This is a genomic window from Niallia sp. HCP3S3_B10 (assembly GCF_052064465.1).
Lineage (GTDB): Bacteria > Bacillota > Bacilli > Bacillales > Cytobacillaceae > Niallia > Niallia hominis.
On the sequence record NZ_JBQHVO010000024.1, the window covers coordinates 1 to 18,507 of the forward strand.

Genomic DNA, 18,507 nt, shown 5'->3' on the forward strand with positions numbered 1-18,507 from the left:
AAAATAATTCAAAGTCAACTTGAACAGTGGATCGCTGGCCTTCCTAATTATATCAAGGCTTATTTGCCGATATCACTCTGCGAAAGTTGAGGTGTTAATATATCCAGCACTTGACGGAACGGCTGTCTTTTTTTGGCTTCAAAATAAGTAGAAAATGGATTTATTCCTTTTTCTAATCTCTCAAGGACAGTTTTCATCGGAAACTGACTTGGATGGAGGGTGTTTGTAAGTTCCTTCCATTCAATTGGACATGCAACATATCCACCTCTGTTACCACGGATAGAGTATGGAGCGATTATCGTTTTGCCCTCGCTGTGCTGGATATAGTCAATATATAATCGATTATTTCTGTTTTTTTTCAGTCTTTCAATGGTGAATTGTTCTGGATTCTTTTCTATCATAAAATGTGCGATAAATTCAGTAAAAATCCGCACTTCATCGTATGAAAAAGTTTTTTCGGGAAGTGGCAAATAAATTTGTATGCCTTTGTTTCCTGAGATTTTTAAAAAGGCTTGTAATTGCAATCTATTCAGAATTTCATGCAGAACTTTAGCTGCTTCAATGGCCATATGAAAATGATCATTTGAAGGAGGATCTAAATCAAATACAATTTCAGAAGGCATTCCATTGGAGTGGATGGTTTCGAATGGGATATGATATTCAAAAGCTAATTGATTTCCTAACCACATTAGGGTTTCTTGATTATTACATAAAATATATTCAATATCTTCTTTTACATATGTTTCTACAAAAGAAGGAGCATAATCTGGGCATTGTTTTTGATAGAATGATTCTCCAAATAGACCATGTGGAAAGCGAATGGTTGTCAGCAAACGGTTATGCAAAAAAGGAAGGAAATAGGGACTTACCTCTTTTAAATATAAAAGATAATTAAGTTTAGTAATATTAGTATCGGGAAAAAGTGGTTTGTCAGGGTGAGTAATAGTAGTGCGATCTGTTATAAGTTGTTCCAATTTGCAATCGCGCCAATTATGTTTATATAAAAATTTTGAGAAAGTAGGATTGATTATTTCATCATGTACAAATGAAGAGAAATGTAATTCTACACAAATTCCTGGATCCATATAATAAAAATCATCCTCTTCTTTTTTGTAATGTTCCTTTATAATGCCTAACAAGGCGATTTTCTCATCCTCCTTTAACCCTTTCTTAAATCTCCCAACGGTTATTATTTCCTTATTTAAACAAACGCTCACACCAAATGTATCTGATTTTTTATGATAATAATGTATAAAAAATGCTGCTTTAGGCATAAGTAATCCTCCTGATAATCATTCGATAATAGTAGTATATCCAATTGATATGGGTATGTATGAATGATGTGCACTACCAATAATTAAATAGTATGAAAAAGACATGGAAACACAATGTATTAATAGAATCAAAAAGTAAAATTTTTGGGAAAGTAATTTAAATGAGAATGGAGATTATACGATGCACACGATGTGGAAAGGAAATATAAGTTTTGGACTAGTGAGTATACCGATTAAGATGCATTCTGCAATTGAGGATAAAGATATAAAGTTAAGAACACTTCATAAAGCGTGTCATGCTCCTATTAAATATGAAAAGAAATGCTCTGCCTGTGAAAAAGAAGTAGCTCCAGAAGAAATTGTGAAGGCGTATGAGTATGCAAAAGGAAAATATGTAGTCCTCGATGATGATGACTTAGAAAATCTACGCAAAGAGAACGAGGATAAAGCGGTAGAGATTATTGATTTTGTGAAAATGGAAGAAATTGATCCGATTTATTTTGAAAAATGTTATTATATGTCTTCAGGTGAGGGCGGAAATAAGGCATATGCTTTATTAAGACAAGCTTTGCTTGAAACAGGAAAAGTAGGAATTGCTAAGATTATTATTCGCTCTAAGGAGCAATTAGCTATTATTCGAGTGTATGAAAATACACTTGTGATGGAGACGATACATTTTCCAGATGAAGTTCGCAATGTAGAAGATGTACCAAATGTACCTGAAGCCAGTCAAATAGAGAAAAAAGAATTAGAAACAGCCATTTTATTAATAGATCAATTAACAACAGAGTTTACACCAGAAAAATACACGGATGAGTACAGAACAGCTCTTCTTCAATTAATTGAAGCAAAAAAAGCTGGAGCAGAAGTAGTTACAGGTACAGAAAAGCAACCGAAATCGAATGTCATGGATCTGATGGCGGCTCTTCAAGCTTCTATTGATAATACAAAGCCTAAGAAAACAGAAGAAAAGAAGAAGAAGACAACGAGAAAGAAAGTCGCAAAAGAAGCTTAAAATTTAAATAGGTGCTATGCTTGTATGGACAAGCTAGCACCGAAAAATAGCGAGGGATAATTTTGGAAAGAAATATAACATTAAAGTATATAATCCTGATGATTGCTATAATCGTAACTTTTAGTACGGTATTTTATTTAATAGCAAACCTAGTTACCAGTTTGGATATCATTACTTTTGACGATATGATCATCGATTTTATCCAGTCATTCATTTCCGATGATTTAACAATATGGGTGGAACGGGTGACATTTTTTGGATCGGTATCATTTATCACAATTGCTTTACTATTCATTACAGCTCTTTTGCTATGGAGAAAAAAATATGCTTTAGCCACCTTTTTTGTTTTGACAAATGGTATTGGCGCACTATTAAATAAACTGCTTAAATGGTTTTTTAAAAGAGAGCGTCCAGATATTTTGCCTGTTATAATAGAGAAAGGCTATAGTTTCCCAAGTGGACATTCAATGGGCTCTCTTATATTCTTTGGTTCATGTGCATATCTATGTATACATATTGTGAAATCGACTGGACATAAAATAATTGCATATGTGGTTGCTTGCCTATTTATCATTCTAATTGGTATAAGCAGAATATATTTAGGAGTTCATTATCCGACAGATGTTGTCGGCGGATATTCAATAGGAATAGCCTATTCAGCCGTTTGTATTTTAGCTTTTCGGCTATATGAATTTAAATCTAGACTGTAGCCAAACGCCTGGATTGTAGAAATAAGGTTTGTCTATAGATATTTATTAGGTCCTTAGGATTGGAATGTTGCTTTCCGTTTTTGGGGTTTGCCTTCCTCAGTAGGGCTCGCGCTAATCCCAAATGAGTCTCACCTCTTACACTAAAAGCGACGCATAAAAATTCTATTTAACTTTTTTAAAATCATTTTTTTGACAAACTGAATTGAAACGGTAATTTTTTACTAAAGAAAGCTGTTAATAAAGAGGAGAGCGTATACAAGGTATAGTAATTTTGCAATAAAGTGAATTATGGGGGATAAAAATGAATCAGCATATCATACCTGCATCATCAAATATGAAGGAATTTGAAGCTTTTCTAAAAAGTGATTATGAAATTGGCGTGTTCTTAGAAGTACATATTTCTCAATTAAAGCACATTAGCCAACTGGCAAAAAAGGCTAATAAGAAAATGATTTACCATGTGGATCTAATTCAAGGATTAAAAAGTGATGATTTTGGTACAGAGTTTATCTGTCAAGAGTTTAAGCCATATGGAGTAATATCTACAAAATCATCCGTTATTTTAAAAGCAAAACAGAAAAATGTCATTGCTATACAAAGGGTCTTCTTACTCGATAGCCATGCGATAGCGAAAAGTGTTAAATTGGTGAAAAGAACATATCCAGATTATATTGAAGTTCTTCCAGGCGTGATGCCTTGGATGATTAAGGAATTAAAAGATAGTTTGAATGTACCGATACTCGCTGGTGGTTTGATTCGCACAAAAGAAGATGTTAAAAAAGCAATTGATGCTGGGGCTACAAGTATTACGACATCGAAGCGTGAATTATGGGAAGAGAGATAATGTACACTTAATTAATAATTACTATTTTTATAGTGGAAATATCAAAAAATAATTGACAGTCTACTGGTAAGCGTTTACAATAGATTTACAAGTTAATTTAATGTGTAGGAGAAAAGGAGATGCACGCAGGTAGCCATAATTTATTTATTGGCGATATTCTGTTGTGCTCTCCTTTTTTGCGCATTTTTTAACCAATTACACTCTGTGATTTGAATCGAAAAGACAGGTTGATAAGTATTAACGAAGATGTAAAAAATGTATTTAGCATCGAATTAAAACAGAGTGAAAAAAGGATAAGGGGGATTCGAATGTCTGCGTTTATGGGAGAAGTTATTGGAACGCTTATTCTGATTGTATTTGGTGGCGGGGTCGTAGCAGGTGGTAACTTAAAAAAGGCGTACTCAAATGGCGGTGGTTGGATTGTCGTTACGATTGCATGGGGATTAGCTGTAGCAATGGGCGTATTTGCTGTAGGAAGCATTAGTGGTGCACATCTAAATCCTGCAGTGACAATTGCTCTAGCAATAACTGGGGACTTTCCATGGAATCAAGTAGGGCCTTACATATTAGCGCAAATGATTGGTGCGTTTTTAGGAGCCTGTATTGTTTATTTACACTATCTCCCACATTGGGAAGCAACAAAGGATCCTGGTGCAAAATTAGCAGTGTTTTCAACTGGACCTGCGATTCCACATACTTTTTCCAATATATTAAGTGAGTTGATTGGAACGTTTATGTTAGTGCTAGGATTGTTATTCATTGGTGCAAATAGTTTTACAGAAGGTCTCAACCCAATAGCTGTAGGTTTGTTGATTGTTGTAATTGGTATGTCATTAGGAGGAACAACAGGATATGCCATTAATCCTGCCCGTGACCTTGGTCCAAGAATTGCTCATTTTGTACTGCCGATAGCAGGTAAAGGCTCATCGAATTTCGGATATGCATGGATACCTGTAGTTGGACCGATTCTCGGTGGTTCTTTAGCTGCAATTATGTATACTTATCTTTTTAAAGGTATTATCTTATCCAGTTTCTGGGTAGTGTTAGCCATAAATGCAGTTGTTTTAATGCTTGCATTTTTTATGACAAAAGGGGAAAGTAAGAGTATTAGAAAAAAAGTAGCGTGAATATTTACTAACTGGGGAGGAATGAACATGGAAAAATATATTTTATCATTAGATCAAGGTACAACAAGCTCTAGAGCGATTATTTTTAATAAAAAGGGAGAAATTGTGCATGTTGCGCAAAAAGAATTTACACAAATTTTTCCAAAGCCAGGCTGGGTGGAACATAATGCTAATGAAATCTGGGGTTCCATTCTGGCTGTAATTGCAACCGTTTTATCAGAATCAGATATTAAGCCAGAACAAATTGAAGGAATCGGGATAACAAATCAGCGTGAAACAGCGGTTGTGTGGGATAAGAAATCTGGGGTTCCTGTATACAACGCAATCGTCTGGCAATCAAGACAAACAAATGACATTTGTGAAGAATTAAAAGCACAGGGGTATAATCAATTATTCCGAGATAAAACAGGATTATTGATTGATGCGTATTTTGCAGGTACAAAAGTTAAATGGATTTTAGATCATGTAGATGGGGCAAGAGAAAAAGCAGAAAATGGTGATTTGTTATTTGGGACGATTGATACATGGCTTATTTGGAAGTTGTCTGGTGGAGAAGCACATGTAACAGATTATACAAATGCATCCCGTACATTAATGTTTAATATTTATGATTTAAAATGGGATCAGGAATTATTAGATATTTTAACAGTTCCTAAATCGATGCTTCCTGAAGTAAAGGCTTCTTCTGAAATATACGCATATACAGTTGAAGGACATTTCTTTGGTAACAGAATTCCGATTGCGGGAGTTGCTGGAGATCAGCAGGCTGCATTATTTGGGCAGGCGTGCTTTGAAGCTGGAATGGCAAAAAATACGTATGGAACAGGCTGTTTTATGCTCATGAATACAGGAGAAAAGGCAGTCAAATCAGATCATGGACTATTAACAACCATTGCATGGGGGATAGATGGAAAAGTGCATTATGCGCTAGAAGGGAGCATTTTTGTTGCTGGATCTGCCATTCAATGGTTACGAGATGGATTAAGAATGCTAAAAGATGCGAAGGATAGTGAAGCATATGCAAGCAGAGTGGATTCAACCGATGGAGTGTATTTAGTACCAGCATTTGTAGGACTTGGTACACCGTATTGGGATAGTGATGTAAGGGGTGCGATGTTCGGCGTAACGAGAGGAACAACAAAGGAACATTTTATTCGTGCAACATTAGAGTCACTTGCCTATCAAACAAGAGACGTACTTTCTGCAATGGAAGCAGATTCGAATATTCAAGTAAAAACATTACGTGCAGACGGGGGAGCAGTTCGAAACAATTTCCTCATGCAATTCCAAGGAGATATACTGAATGTTCCTGTAGAACGACCAGTTGTAAATGAAACAACTGCATTAGGTGCTGCTTATCTTGCTGGATTAGCTGTTGGATACTGGAAAGATCAAAGTGAAATTGCAGAACAATGGAGTTTGGATCGTTCCTTTGAACCAAAAATGGAAGAAGATAGAAGAGAAGAATTGTATCTTGGCTGGAAGAAAGCAGTCAAAGCAACGATGGCTTTTAAATAAGAAAACATTATAAAAATAATATAAATACTATGAATATAAAGAAAAATATGTTATAATATACACAAGTTAATAATTTTTGTCTGGAGAATTGGAGAGACCACAAGCCATTGTCATCATAATGATAATGTAGCTTTGTGGTCTCTTTTTGTTTCCTAAAAAACTACTTACGACTCAATTATCTCATTTGTTACAGCAGGAAAATATTTAACCAACATGGTTTTCACTTAAAGGGAGGTTATTACTTTGCAAAAGAAGCCAAGTAATAGAGAAAAAATAGAACAGCAATTAATGAATAAGAAATTTGATATGGTAGTTATTGGTGGAGGTATAACAGGTGCGGGGATCGCTTTAGATGCGGCAACTAGAGGAATGGAAGTAGCGCTAGTAGAAATGCAGGATTTTTCAGCTGGAACCTCAAGCAGATCAACGAAATTAGTGCATGGGGGACTAAGATATTTAAAGCAATTTGAAGTGAAAATGGTTGCAGAGGTAGGGAAAGAAAGAGAGGTTGTATATGAAAATGGACCACATGTGACCACGCCTGAGTGGATGCTTCTCCCCTTGCATCAAGGAGGGACTTTTGGGAAATTTTCAACGAATATTGGCTTAAGAGTATATGATTTTCTTGCCGGAGTAAAAAAATCAGAACGTCGAAAAATGTTATCAAAGGATGAAACATTATCTAAAGAGCCTTTAATAAAAAAAGATGGACTAAAAGGTGGCGGATACTATGTAGAATATCGGACAGATGACAGCCGTTTAACGGTTGAAGTACTTAAAAAAGCAGTAGATAATGGGGCGACTGCCATTAATTACACGAAAGTAGAAAACTTCTTATATGATAAAAATGGTATGGTGGAAGGTGTGGAAGTTAGAAATTTAATAGCTGGTACTGTGTATCCAATTTATGCGAATACCATTGTTAATGCAACAGGACCATGGGTCGATACGTTAAGAACAATTGATGGAAGCAAGAAAGGAAAAACGCTTCAGCTTACAAAAGGAGTTCATTTAGTTATTGATCAGTCTGTATTCCCGCTAAAACAAGCCATTTATTTTGACACTTCTGATGGTAGAATGGTTTTTGCTATTCCACGAGATGGTAAAACCTATGTAGGTACAACAGATACCTTTTATAGTGATGATCTTATACATCCATCCATGTCTATAGAAGATAGGGATTATATTTTAGGAGCCATAAAATTTATGTTCCCTTCTGTGTCTGTTTCTGCAGCAGATGTAGAATCTAGTTGGGCTGGAGTGAGACCATTAATTTTGGAAGACGGAAAAGACCCATCTGAAATTTCGCGAAAGGATGAAATTTGGGAATCGGAAAGTAAATTAATTACAATCGCTGGAGGTAAACTAACTGGTTATCGAAAAATGGCAGAGACAGTTGTTAATCTAGTAGCAAGTAGATTGCAAGAAAAAACAGGCAAAACATTTAAAAACTGTATGACAAAATCATTGCCAATTTCAGGCGGTGAAGTCGGAGGGTCAAAAGGTTTTTCGACATATATCAAAGAGGTAGTAGAGAAGGGAATTAATGCAGGACTCTCTAAAGAGGATGCAGAAAAAATCGCAAAGCTATATGGCAGCAATGCGCCAATTCTATATGAGCTGGCAAAAGAATCTATCGGAAAGCATGAAGAGCTTTCGCCAGTAGTGCTTTCAAGAATACGCTATGCAATGGAATATGAATTCGCTATGACACCTACAGATATTCTTTTAAGACGAACAGGAATGCTACTATTTGATATAGATAAAGTGCAAGAAATAAAGGAAGCCGTTATAGAGTATATGGCAAATTATTATAATTGGAGCTACGAAAGGAAAAACATATTAACAGCTGAATTAGAAGAAGAAATCCAAAAAGCCACAGTACCATTTGAAGGAAATTTAATTAAAAATTAACTCGTAAGTGGTTCTCTTTTTTTAAAGCCTAAAATCTTATTATAGGAATTTAATGGGAAATATGTAGTAAGAAGTAGGGCGAGTCAACACCAATAGAATCGTTGCTTGCCCTAAAGTAAACTGTATTTAGCCTGCTATACTTTTTGTTCATTTGCTTAGATTCTAAAACCATTAAATGAATGATTTTACAAAAATAGGGAAGGTTGAAGTTGACTTATATCCATTTCTAAGATATGATGTTTCTTGTATGTATTTGAGGTTTAAAAAGAATTTTGTAGAATTATGTGTAAGGTAACTAAGATATTTATAAGTAAACGGAACAGCTATATAAGAACATTCATGACAATTACACTCCAATTATCTTCAAAAACACATTTAAAATCCTTCCTATTGCGGATTAATCCTTCCATTATTTTTTTCAGAAATGTATTTTTGTGTTCTGCACAATTCACCCTAAATTCACACTGGCACGGCCTAGGAGCCGTAAGGATGAAAGAGAGGTAGGGCTTTCGTTGTTTTAGGCATTTACACCAATTAACTAGTATTCGTGTATTTCCCTTAAATATATGCATAGCTAATGTGTATTCATCATGATGGATACAGTAGTCAAAGGATCTTCTAAAACTGACTTTAAAATCAGTTTAGAAGATCCTTTTTTCATTTGCTTTAAAAAGCAGAAATGATCGGAAAATTTATTTCATTTAAAATAGAGCTATGATATGATACATAAGTACTTATCAATACATAGTGACTGACGACATAGATGGAAATAACCATATGGGAGCTGTGTATATGTATAGCCGGTCGTCTGGGCAGAAGAGCAGCAAAACGCACTTCTTTCTATAATTTACCAGGAGGTATATACATGTCGAAAAAACTGATTTTAGACGGAAATGTAGTAGCAAATGCAGTAAAGGATGACTTAAAAGGAAGAATAAGCGCTCTAAAAGAAAAAGGGGTAACTCCTTGCTTAGCAACAATATTAGTTGGAGATGATCCATCATCTGCTACATATGTTAGAATGAAAGGTAATGCATGTGCTAAACTTGGGATAGAATCTAGGAAAATCCACCTGAAAAAAGAAACAACAACAGAAGAATTGTTAGAAACGATTAACAGATTAAATAAAGATAAAGATGTCCATGGTATCTTGCTACAGCATCCTGTCCCAAGTCAAATAGATGAACGACAAGCATTTGAAGCAATTGATATCGAAAAAGATGTCGACGGTGTTACAAGTTTCGGTTATGGACAAACGGCCCTTGGTTTTGGGAAATATCCTTCTTGTACTCCAGCTGCTATTATGAAAATAATGGAACATTACGAAGTAGAAGTTAGTGGGAAACATGCGGTTGTCGTAGGTCGTAGTCCAATTTTAGGAAAGCCTGTATCTGCATTGCTCCTAAATGAAGATGCAACAGTAACAACATGCCATTCTCGTACGGTAAATGTAGAAAGCTATGTAAGACAAGCAGATATAGTTATTGCTGCAGTAGGAAAACCAAACTTTATTCAAGGAGACTGGATTAAACCAGGAGCAGTTATTTTAGACGCAGGCTATAATAAAGGCAATATTGGTGATGTGGATTATGAAGCTTGTATAGAGAAGGCTTCTGCGATTACACCTGTACCAGGAGGCGTTGGTCCTGTTACAATAAGCATGCTTTTAAAACACACGGTTGACTCAGCGGAAATAGCATCTCGTTAAAAAGAAGCTTTTCCTGTTGTATTTCCGAGAATAGTTTTGAAAACGTTATTGACAAAAAGCCAATAAGATTATATTATAAGTGTAACGCAATTAAGTTCGGTATATGTTTTATGGATAAGGTGGTCGTAGCTGCAATGTATGTAGGCGATTTTCTTCTACATCATTCCAGCTACGGCTTTTTCATGTTGAATGAGGTATCGATTCCTAAAAGTTATATTAGGTGCTTAGTGTGTAACACATTTTTGGAGGTTTTACAATGAACACAGGTAAAGTAAAATGGTTTAACGCAGAAAAAGGTTTTGGTTTCATCGAGTCTTCTGAAGGGCAAGACGTATTTGTTCACTTCTCTGCTATTCAAACAGAAGGTTTCAAAACTTTAGAAGAAGGCCAAGACGTAACTTTCGAAATCGTTGAAGGTAACCGTGGACCTCAAGCTTCTAACGTAACTAAAGCTTAATAAAAAATTAAAAAAAGGTGATGCCTTTCAAAATGCATCACCTTTTTTAATGATGTTTACAAGAACTTCTATAACAAAGATTATTTCATATAAACGCTTTGAAAAAATCATTTTAGAATGAAAGCATAATGTGATTTACTCACTGTCTTATTACATTAACTTAGCATTTATATAAAAAATCTCCATCAACTTCATTATATTCATCCGTTAAAAAACCACATAATTTCCCACTAAAGTATGGTATAAAGGCTTTTAATTGATCCTATTTACCTTAATGTTTTGGAAAATGAAAAAAAGTGAAATAAAATGGAGAGTATATATTTATAACAAAATAAAACAATACACTCTAGGTTGGTATTTTCTAAACAATAATGTCCCTTATAATAGGGCGGTGTTTTAAGGTTTATATTAAAGAGTAATCATGCGCTAAAATTAGTGGAATCCATTCATTTAAAATGATAAAGATCCTATCCTACGACATTTATGGCCCTATATTCTAAGGAATATCAATCAACGGAGTACAATTACAAGGAGGAAAAAGTATTGACAACTTTTTCAGATTTTAAATTAAGCAGCAGTTTAGAAAAAGCATTATCAAACATGGGATTCGAAGAGCCAACACCTATTCAGGCACAGGCTATTCCAATTGCATTATCTGGTAAAGATATGATTGGACAAGCTCAAACAGGTACAGGTAAAACAACAGCATTTGGTGTGCCTTTACTTGAAAAAATTGAAGTTGGCAAGGCAGTTCAAGGGTTAGTTATTGCTCCAACAAGAGAATTAGCAGTCCAAGTAGCAGAAGAATTAAATCGTATCGGTTCTGTAAAAGGAATCCGCACATTACCAATTTACGGTGGCCAAGATATAAATCGCCAAATTCGCGGATTAAAAAAGAAACCAGAAATTATTGCAGCTACACCTGGTCGATTAATTGATCATATAGAGCGTAAAACAATTCGTTTACAAGATTTAAAAATGATTGTACTAGACGAAGCAGATGAAATGTTAAATATGGGATTTATTGAAGATATCGAAAGAATCTTAAGTGAAACTCCAGATTCTCGTCAAACACTATTGTTTTCTGCGACAATGCCAAAAAGAATTCAAAGCCTTGCAGAAAGATTCATGGTAGAGCCTGAAATCGTAAGAGTGAAAGCAAAAGAAATGACAGTAACAAACATCGAACAACATTATATGGAAGTGCAAGAGCGTCAAAAATTTGATGTTCTATGTAGCTTACTTGATATTCAATCACCTGAGCTTGCAATTGTTTTTGGTCGTACAAAAAGACGTGTTGATGAAGTAGTGGAAGGATTAATCAAACGTGGTTATTCTGCAGAAGGTATTCACGGCGATATTCCACAAGGGAAACGTGACCAAGTGATCCGTCGCTTTAAGGAACAAAGCATTGATATAATGGTTGCAACAGATGTTGCAGCAAGAGGATTAGACATTAGCGGTGTATCTCATGTTTATAACTTTGATATTCCACAAGATCCAGAAAGCTATGTTCACCGTATTGGTAGAACAGGACGTGCTGGTAAAAAAGGTCTTGCTATAACGTTTGTTACTCCTAGAGAGCTTGATCATTTACGTATTATTGAAAATGTAACGAAGAAATCAATGTCTAAAAAACCAATCCCTTCCCTTACAGATGTGTTAGCTGGTAACCAACAAGCTACCATTAATAAAATTACTAAAACTGTGGAAGAAAATGAGTATTCTGAATATAAGCGTGTTGCAGAAGGTTTATTAGAAGAAACAGATTCAGTAACATTACTTGCTGCTGCATTGAAGCTACTTACAAAAGAACCAGATGCTACACCAGTTAAATTAACAGCTGTTGAGCCATTGCGTTCAAGAAAGAAAGATAATCGTTCTGGTGGCGGTGGCGGTAACCGTAGACGTCGCAATGATCGTGGCGGAGAACGTGGCGGATATGATAGAAAACGCCCAAACTCTTCAGGTGATAGCAGAAGACCTAGAAGCCGTAACAGAAGCAAATAAATCCTATTCTTTTATCTAGAATACATTATTTTTCCGACAATAGATGGACGTTTAAATTTCAGCGTTTTAAATATGGAAAATTGGGTATACTAGTTAAATGAAGGGTATTTCATAAATATCCATGTTATTTAAATCTAGGAGGCAATAAGAAATGGCAACAGGTAAAGTAAAATGGTTTAATTCTGAAAAGGGATTTGGATTTATCGAAGTGGAAGGTGGAGAGGATGTATTTGTACATTTTTCTGCTATCCAAACAGAAGGGTTCAAAACTTTAGATGAAGGTCAAGAAGTTAATTTTGATATAGAAGAAGGTAGCCGAGGACCACAGGCTGTAAATGTAACAAAACTATAATCGTAATAAAGAGTCCTTTTATGGGGCTCTTTTTATTTTTCAAGTTTTTTACTGGTTGCTTGTGAAAAGAAAAGTTCAATAAAAGTGAGTAATGGAGAGCAAGACACGCATCTGCAAGCTTTGTGATAATGTCTTAGAAGAAACACTGGGAAATCAACTGTTCGAAAGAAATGATGGGTGAAACAAACGAACGCCACTGGTCGTTTGTTTCACTTAAGGAAAGAGCTTATGTAATAAGAAAGGACAACTCTTTGCTAATTTCACTGTAATTGTATAAAATAATAAAGTAAAGAAAGAGGTGCATAATATGAAAGAATTTAAGGTGAGTTTCCATGCAGAAGATGGAGTCGATCAAATGGTTGTACAAAAACTAAGTGAGGACGATTTTAATCGTGCTACGAGTGGAGGTACTAGACAATTATTTGAATTAGATACAAATATTGGTTTTTTTATTTATTTTGATGCAGTGGATGAGGCAGGAAAAGAATCTTATTTAGTTCTTCAGTATGAAGAAGAAAATGAGGATCCATCTGCTTGCTATAGTTTTCAGCTAAAAGATTTCTATCAATTTGTAGCATTGCACTTAAATGATTTGCAATATGAAGAAGATGAGGAAGAGGATGAAGAAGAGTTTGGTCCTATCCACTATCTGGCGCATTTAATGCATCATATTGTAGAAGATGGAAAAACTGTTGAAGTTTAAGCTAAAAGAGAAAAGAACGGAAGGAGTGCATTCCTTCCGTTCTTTTCTCTTTTCTGCCTTAAATTTCTTCCTCCAAATAATGCATGTTGCAAAAGGTTTTTATTTCTTCCAGTTCATCGTCTTCTAAGCCATAATCTAAGTATTTATTTTCTAAGCTATTATAAAAATGATAATTAAGAATGCGAGAGACACCCTCATCTACTGAGAAAAGAACTTTTATTTGCAGATGGTCTTCTTCTGCTAATTCATCGTCTTCATCGAACTCAACAGTTAGGAAAAATTCGTAACGTTTTCCGATAAGAATGCCAGTTGGGTCTTTTATTTCCTCAATGGTATATTCTTTTATGTTCACTTAATAAACCTCCAATAATTCTTCGATAAAACAATTGATAATTTGGTCACCTCAAAAATAATATCATATTAAGTAGGGAATAGCTAATTGAAAGAATTTTTAATATCCAAAATCCTTTCAGAATTTGGGAAAGAAAGATAACTCGACATTTTATTAAAATAATGTTTGCATTAATGGTAGGAAGTATGGCATAATGAAAAGTTTGACTTTCATAAGTATTTATGTTATATTTAATATTAGTTTTTAGTTTAGATTTATATTTCTCACGCACTTGTTTAGGGATTATTTCTTGTGTTTTCTCTTGTTTACAAGTGTTTTTTATTTTATGGCGTTAAATTTTCTATGTGAAGTGAAGAATATAGTAATAAGAGATGTGGGTAGAAGCATGAAATAGAATGCGCAAACTACCTTTATCACATAGTTCATTTAACAAAAAATTAGCTTCCTGGAGGTGCTTCATTTGGCAATGGGATTTGGAAGAAGAAATAATGAAGAAATTGTTAAAGAAGAAGTGATGGTTTGGGATTGTACATCAGAAACTTGTAAGTGCTGGATTCGTGATAATTTTAAAAGCAGTGAGACACCAAAGTGCCCAATATGCGGAAGTGAAATGGTTAAAACAACTAGAGAACTTCAAGTAGTTAATAATAATAGCATCTATTCGAAATAAAAAGAAGAGGAATTTTCCAAAAGGATTGACCTCACAAGATTTGTTCATTCGATTGATAGTAATCGATTGAGAAATCTTGTATGGTCTAATCTTATCTGGAGAAGTCCTATTTTTTTTTGTCTATTTTTTAATGCAAAAAAAAGAAGAAATGCCAATAAAGAGACATTTCTTCTGCCATTATTTATTCTGTTACTGGTGCATGCGAACTCTTAAGCAGTAAAGTTAAGCATTAACGGGATCAAAGAAGTTCCCCATAAAACAGTAATCCACGCTGCTAAAATCATTGCAAGTGTAGAAAAGGTTGCCTCTTGTTCTCCAAACTCCATCGCTTTTGATGTGCCGACTCCATGTGCTCCCATTCCAAGCGCTAAGCCTTTTGCTATCGGGGAGTGAAGGGATAACCATTTTATTGTATACGGCCCAATGATTCCTCCTAGAACCCCTGTGATAATCACAAATATTGTTGTTAGTGTTGGCAGGCCACCAATTTCCTCTGATACGACTATTGCAATAGGTGTAGTGATGGAACGCGGCAAGATACTCATTATAAAGTCATTGTTTAAATGAATCAAAATGGATAATAAATAAGAAGAAAAAATCGCGACCAAAGTACCTGTTGTAACGCTAATCATAATAATCGTAAAATATTTCTTTAACAAATGTAAGTTTTTATAAATTGGAACGGCGAAAGCAATTGTTGCTGGTCCTAATAAATGTGTTAATGGTTGTGCTGATTCCATATAAGTCGTTGCTGGAATACGAAAGATACTAATAAACGCAATTAGCAATATGGGGGTAATTAACAACGGATGAAATAATGGGATATTCCATTTTTTATAGCAGGCTTTAGCTATCCGATAAAGAACATAGGTTATAATGGTGATTATGATAATTTTCATTTACTAAAACGTCTCTTTCTATTATAAATTTTTTCAGCAGTAAAACCTGTAGCCCCCATTACGATAAAAGTACTTATCGCGATTAGTAGTACTGTTTCAACTCCTTTAACATTTAGAATTTCGTTGTAATTTACAATGCCGACAGCTGATGGAATAAAAAATAACAACAATTCTGCAAGCAGCCAAGCAGCGCCTTTTTCGACCCATTCAATTTTCACTAATTTAAGCTTTAATGCAATAAAAAGGACAATTAATCCAATCATTGAAGCTGGAATTGGTATAGAAACGATCAATTTAATTCCCATGCCGATAAAAAGAAAAACATGGAGGAATAAAATTTGACCAGCGATTATCAATATATTCTTCAATGGGCTCACCTTCTGTTATTCATTTGATGGAATAATATCTTCCATCTCCTTGGTATATGAATATCATACGCTTCTAATCGTTATTCGTAAAATACATAGTTATTATAGTTAATATAACTAAAAGTTATTGAAAAGCGAAAGCGAGAGAGTTGAAGAATATAAGGATAATTATTCATTATCAAGGACAAAGTCGATAAATCTTCTGCTGGCAACGGATAGATAGCGATCCTTTTTCGTTATGATAACGAGCTCCCAATTTGTAACAGGCTCTAAATCAATGAACCGAACTTGATTATTATTTGCTCGATTGCATATCGATTCCGGTAGTATGGAAATTCCTAGATTTGCAGCGACAATTTCCACCATAAAGTCCCATTGGGAGCTTTTGAAAATAATATTTGGTTCAAATCCTTCTTGAATGAATTTTTTCCTCATTATTTCATATAGAGCAAATTCTTCGCTGTAGAAAATAAATTCTTCTTCTTTTAATTCCTTCATATGAACTTTATTTCTACTAGCAAACCGGTGCGATTCTGGGACAATTAATTTTAATTCTTCCTTAACAAGTGGAAACACATGGTAATCTTCATCCGCTAAAGGAAGCACAGCAACCCCCATTTCAAATTCGCCTTCTTCGACACTTTTAACTACTTTGGCAGCGCCGTATTCCTTTATATTAATTTGGATGTTAGGATATGCTTTATGAAAAGCGGCAATTATTTTCGGGAAAAATAAACTTCCGATAATTGGCGGGAGCCCAATATTAATATTTCCTCTTGTTAAATTGGTCATATCATGGAGTGTGGATGACATTTCTTCCACTTGTGCAAGGATTTTTTGTCCATATTCAAAAACGACTGATCCCGCATCTGTTAGCTCATGTGTTTTATTTGACCGATGAATTAATGTTAACCCAATCTCTGCTTCTAGGCTTTTGATTGCTTTACTAAGTGCAGGCTGTGATATATGAAGATTCTCTGATGCCTTTGTCATATTTTTTTGCTTAACTACTTCTACAAAGTAATGTAATTGTCTTATTTCCATCTTTCTTCCTCCTTTCATTACGGAAAATGGCTGCCTCTAATCAAGGAGACAGCCTTTTTGACCATAATTCATTATGTTGTAATAAACTCCTTATAATTGCCGAATAGTGTTTATTTCGGTATTTTTTTTAGCAAGGATAAATTTCTAATCATCGAACCGACAAACATCGTGCCAGCTCCTCCAAAAAGAAGTATTAATACTGTTTGCTTGCTAATAACATCAAGTGGATACAGTACACTGCCTAAGATTGCGAAAAAACCAATTAGCGATAAAAACCAACCAAATTTAGTCATAATAAACTTCCTGTCCTTTAAATAAAATGTATTAATAATTACCTATTTTACGCAAATTAGAAGCGAAGCACAACTATTGGCTAGTAGTTTGTCGAAAATTGTGGTGTATTCGTTCAGCTCCTAACACAATACTGGTAAAAAGGGCTGAATTTAATCGGCGATTTTATCAAGCCTGAAAGGAAATTACACGAAAGACTCGGATCATTTCATTCGGTTAGAAGAAAAAATTTATTCGCATTAAGAAATGATTTATTTTACAACTTCATTTTTAAAGTGCTACTTCTTTCTAACAGCTTGTAGGAACTGATGGAATATTGATGAAAATAATTAGAGACACATTTATATATAAATACGGAGTAATTTTAAGTTTAAATGGGAAATGGATGTGGTATAAGTAGATTATCAACTTAAGAAAGGTGTGAACATCATGAGCATTTTTCACCAGTTAAAAGACAAGATAATCTTTATGCATAATTGGAAGGATAATTTAACTGCACACAAAAAATATGAAAATTTATACAAAAAAAATGCGACAGAAATGATATATCTTAATATGTACCGTTTAAAATCAAAAAAACAAAATGAACAAAAATAATAGACTAGGGTGAGACGCATCCTAGTCTTTGTTATGTTTCAAAATCATTTAGCTATATTTTCTATTATGCCATGGATGTTTCTTTTAAATAATCAGAAAAAACCTTTTGTACAAGAACTTCTTCTTGAATATCGTCCGAATTATGTAAATCCTTAATACAGACTACGTAAACAGATTTTACAAATAAGTGTAATGCTTCATCATCCGTTAATTTCTGGATTTTCTTTATTAGTTGAATATCAGTAATGTAATTAACGATACGATCAAGGAATTCCTTCGGGTAATCTTTTGGCTGCTTACCAGTTTCCTCTTGAAAAATTCCTCCTTGTCCTTCAATTTCGACATGACGTATTACTTTTTCTAATTCTTGAATACTGAATATCTCCATTGATTATACACCTCTTTCCCTCTAGTATTATAACAGGCTATTAAACAGTAGTAAATTGATGATTTTACACTATTTGAAAAAGCTTGATTTAATAGTCTTTCAGTGGTGTTATATAAAAGATTAGAAGAAAGATTAGGAAGGCTTTTTTTCCTATTTTAACTCCATCGTTATTCCTAAAATAAAGGAAAGTACTACAAAAAGAAAGTCAAAATGTTACAATAGTCTTTAGTCCATACCGAACGGGAAAAGCCTATAACTACATAAAT

General features: G+C 34.4%; 19 protein-coding genes and 1 riboswitch. Of the genes, 12 read left to right on the forward strand and 7 right to left on the reverse strand.

Annotated elements, in window-relative coordinates:
- Positions 1 to 59: 59 nt before the first annotated feature.
- Positions 60 to 1,274, reverse strand: coding sequence for a DNA ligase D (gene ligD / locus ACTNDN_RS11885; RefSeq protein WP_441131281.1), 1,215 nt, complete (start codon positions 1,272 to 1,274; stop codon positions 60 to 62).
- A 181-nt stretch (positions 1,275 to 1,455) separates the two neighbouring features.
- On the opposite strand from ligD, the gene ku reads away from it, so the two are divergent.
- The 11 genes from ku to ACTNDN_RS11940 all read left to right on the forward strand — a co-directional run bounded on the left by ku (position 1,456) and on the right by ACTNDN_RS11940 (position 13,632).
- Positions 1,456 to 2,289 carry a non-homologous end joining protein Ku gene (gene ku, locus ACTNDN_RS11890; RefSeq protein WP_031535948.1) on the forward strand — a complete coding sequence of 278 codons (834 nt, stop codon included), beginning with the start codon at positions 1,456 to 1,458 and terminating at the stop codon, positions 2,287 to 2,289.
- Between the two features lie 62 nt (positions 2,290 to 2,351).
- Positions 2,352 to 2,999: a phosphatase PAP2 family protein gene (locus tag ACTNDN_RS11895; protein WP_031535946.1), complete on the forward strand. Its 648-nt coding sequence runs from the start codon at positions 2,352 to 2,354 to the stop codon at positions 2,997 to 2,999.
- 301 nt (positions 3,000 to 3,300) lie between these two features.
- Entirely contained in the window at positions 3,301 to 3,843 is a 543-nt protein-coding gene (locus ACTNDN_RS11900) for a glycerol-3-phosphate responsive antiterminator (RefSeq protein WP_031535944.1), read from the forward strand.
- Between the two features lie 308 nt (positions 3,844 to 4,151).
- A complete protein-coding gene (locus ACTNDN_RS11905) occupies positions 4,152 to 4,970 on the forward strand; it encodes an MIP/aquaporin family protein (protein ID WP_031535942.1) in 819 nt (272 codons plus the stop codon).
- Between the two features lie 27 nt (positions 4,971 to 4,997).
- Positions 4,998 to 6,488, forward strand: a complete 1,491-nt coding sequence (gene glpK, locus ACTNDN_RS11910; protein ID WP_235252397.1) for a glycerol kinase GlpK — start codon at positions 4,998 to 5,000, stop codon at positions 6,486 to 6,488.
- Between the two features lie 288 nt (positions 6,489 to 6,776).
- Entirely contained in the window at positions 6,777 to 8,402 is a 1,626-nt protein-coding gene (locus ACTNDN_RS11915; protein ID WP_235252398.1) for a glycerol-3-phosphate dehydrogenase/oxidase, read from the forward strand.
- Positions 8,403 to 9,139: 737 nt separating this feature from the next.
- Positions 9,140 to 9,223: riboswitch (ZMP/ZTP riboswitch) on the forward strand.
- Positions 9,224 to 9,267: 44 nt separating this feature from the next.
- Positions 9,268 to 10,110: a bifunctional 5,10-methylenetetrahydrofolate dehydrogenase/5,10-methenyltetrahydrofolate cyclohydrolase gene (locus tag ACTNDN_RS11920; protein ID WP_235252796.1), complete on the forward strand. Its 843-nt coding sequence runs from the start codon at positions 9,268 to 9,270 to the stop codon at positions 10,108 to 10,110.
- A 256-nt stretch (positions 10,111 to 10,366) separates the two neighbouring features.
- Entirely contained in the window at positions 10,367 to 10,567 is a 201-nt protein-coding gene (locus tag ACTNDN_RS11925; RefSeq protein WP_016203922.1) for a cold-shock protein, read from the forward strand.
- 543 nt (positions 10,568 to 11,110) lie between these two features.
- Positions 11,111 to 12,577 carry a DEAD/DEAH box helicase gene (locus ACTNDN_RS11930; protein WP_031535934.1) on the forward strand — a complete coding sequence of 489 codons (1,467 nt, stop codon included), beginning with the start codon at positions 11,111 to 11,113 and terminating at the stop codon, positions 12,575 to 12,577.
- Positions 12,578 to 12,728: 151 nt separating this feature from the next.
- Positions 12,729 to 12,929, forward strand: a complete 201-nt coding sequence (locus tag ACTNDN_RS11935; RefSeq protein WP_031535932.1) for a cold-shock protein — start codon at positions 12,729 to 12,731, stop codon at positions 12,927 to 12,929.
- A gap of 307 nt (positions 12,930 to 13,236) precedes the next feature.
- Positions 13,237 to 13,632 carry a hypothetical protein gene (locus tag ACTNDN_RS11940; protein ID WP_031535930.1) on the forward strand — a complete coding sequence of 132 codons (396 nt, stop codon included), beginning with the start codon at positions 13,237 to 13,239 and terminating at the stop codon, positions 13,630 to 13,632.
- A 58-nt stretch (positions 13,633 to 13,690) separates the two neighbouring features.
- Here the strand turns inward: ACTNDN_RS11940 and ACTNDN_RS11945 are convergent, their stop codons facing one another.
- Complete coding sequence (locus ACTNDN_RS11945; protein WP_031535928.1) at positions 13,691 to 13,984, reverse strand: DUF6509 family protein; 294 nt, start codon at positions 13,982 to 13,984, stop codon at positions 13,691 to 13,693.
- Positions 13,985 to 14,450: 466 nt separating this feature from the next.
- Between ACTNDN_RS11945 and ACTNDN_RS11950 the strand changes: the two genes are divergently transcribed.
- On the forward strand, positions 14,451 to 14,654 hold the full coding sequence (locus ACTNDN_RS11950) for a cold-shock protein (RefSeq protein WP_031535927.1): 204 nt from the start codon (positions 14,451 to 14,453) through the stop codon (positions 14,652 to 14,654).
- Between the two features lie 209 nt (positions 14,655 to 14,863).
- Here the strand turns inward: ACTNDN_RS11950 and ACTNDN_RS11955 are convergent, their stop codons facing one another.
- The 5 genes from ACTNDN_RS11955 to ACTNDN_RS11975 form a co-directional block, all read right to left on the reverse strand.
- Complete coding sequence (locus ACTNDN_RS11955; RefSeq protein WP_031535926.1) at positions 14,864 to 15,553, reverse strand: LrgB family protein; 690 nt, start codon at positions 15,551 to 15,553, stop codon at positions 14,864 to 14,866.
- A complete protein-coding gene (locus ACTNDN_RS11960; protein WP_031535925.1) occupies positions 15,550 to 15,921 on the reverse strand; it encodes a CidA/LrgA family protein in 372 nt (123 codons plus the stop codon). Before ACTNDN_RS11960 ends, ACTNDN_RS11955 begins: the two co-directional genes overlap by 4 nt.
- 168 nt (positions 15,922 to 16,089) lie before the next feature.
- Positions 16,090 to 16,965 carry a LysR family transcriptional regulator gene (locus tag ACTNDN_RS11965; RefSeq protein WP_031535924.1) on the reverse strand — a complete coding sequence of 292 codons (876 nt, stop codon included), beginning with the start codon at positions 16,963 to 16,965 and terminating at the stop codon, positions 16,090 to 16,092.
- A gap of 110 nt (positions 16,966 to 17,075) precedes the next feature.
- Positions 17,076 to 17,258: a hypothetical protein gene (locus ACTNDN_RS11970; RefSeq protein WP_031535923.1), complete on the reverse strand. Its 183-nt coding sequence runs from the start codon at positions 17,256 to 17,258 to the stop codon at positions 17,076 to 17,078.
- 659 nt (positions 17,259 to 17,917) lie between these two features.
- A complete protein-coding gene (locus ACTNDN_RS11975; RefSeq protein ID WP_031535921.1) occupies positions 17,918 to 18,241 on the reverse strand; it encodes a hypothetical protein in 324 nt (107 codons plus the stop codon).
- Between the last annotated feature and the right edge of the window lie 266 nt (positions 18,242 to 18,507).

Coding starts and splice junctions, on each gene's coding strand:
- ACTNDN_RS11955 (WP_031535926.1), bottom strand. CDS start 15,553: ATGAAAATTATCATAATCACCATTATAACCTATGTTCTTTATCGGATA.
- ACTNDN_RS11965 (WP_031535924.1), bottom strand. CDS start 16,965: ATGGAAATAAGACAATTACATTACTTTGTAGAAGTAGTTAAGCAAAAA.
- glpK (WP_235252397.1), top strand. CDS start 4,998: ATGGAAAAATATATTTTATCATTAGATCAAGGTACAACAAGCTCTAGA.
- ACTNDN_RS11915 (WP_235252398.1), top strand. CDS start 6,777: ATGAATAAGAAATTTGATATGGTAGTTATTGGTGGAGGTATAACAGGT.
- ACTNDN_RS11975 (WP_031535921.1), bottom strand. CDS start 18,241: ATGGAGATATTCAGTATTCAAGAATTAGAAAAAGTAATACGTCATGTC.
- ACTNDN_RS11950 (WP_031535927.1), top strand. CDS start 14,451: ATGGGATTTGGAAGAAGAAATAATGAAGAAATTGTTAAAGAAGAAGTG.
- ACTNDN_RS11900 (WP_031535944.1), top strand. CDS start 3,301: ATGAATCAGCATATCATACCTGCATCATCAAATATGAAGGAATTTGAA.
- ku (WP_031535948.1), top strand. CDS start 1,456: ATGCACACGATGTGGAAAGGAAATATAAGTTTTGGACTAGTGAGTATA.
- ACTNDN_RS11905 (WP_031535942.1), top strand. CDS start 4,152: ATGTCTGCGTTTATGGGAGAAGTTATTGGAACGCTTATTCTGATTGTA.
- ACTNDN_RS11920 (WP_235252796.1), top strand. CDS start 9,268: ATGTCGAAAAAACTGATTTTAGACGGAAATGTAGTAGCAAATGCAGTA.
- ACTNDN_RS11970 (WP_031535923.1), bottom strand. CDS start 17,258: ATGACTAAATTTGGTTGGTTTTTATCGCTAATTGGTTTTTTCGCAATC.
- ACTNDN_RS11940 (WP_031535930.1), top strand. CDS start 13,237: ATGAAAGAATTTAAGGTGAGTTTCCATGCAGAAGATGGAGTCGATCAA.
- ACTNDN_RS11925 (WP_016203922.1), top strand. CDS start 10,367: ATGAACACAGGTAAAGTAAAATGGTTTAACGCAGAAAAAGGTTTTGGT.
- ACTNDN_RS11935 (WP_031535932.1), top strand. CDS start 12,729: ATGGCAACAGGTAAAGTAAAATGGTTTAATTCTGAAAAGGGATTTGGA.
- ligD (WP_441131281.1), bottom strand. CDS start 1,274: ATGCCTAAAGCAGCATTTTTTATACATTATTATCATAAAAAATCAGAT.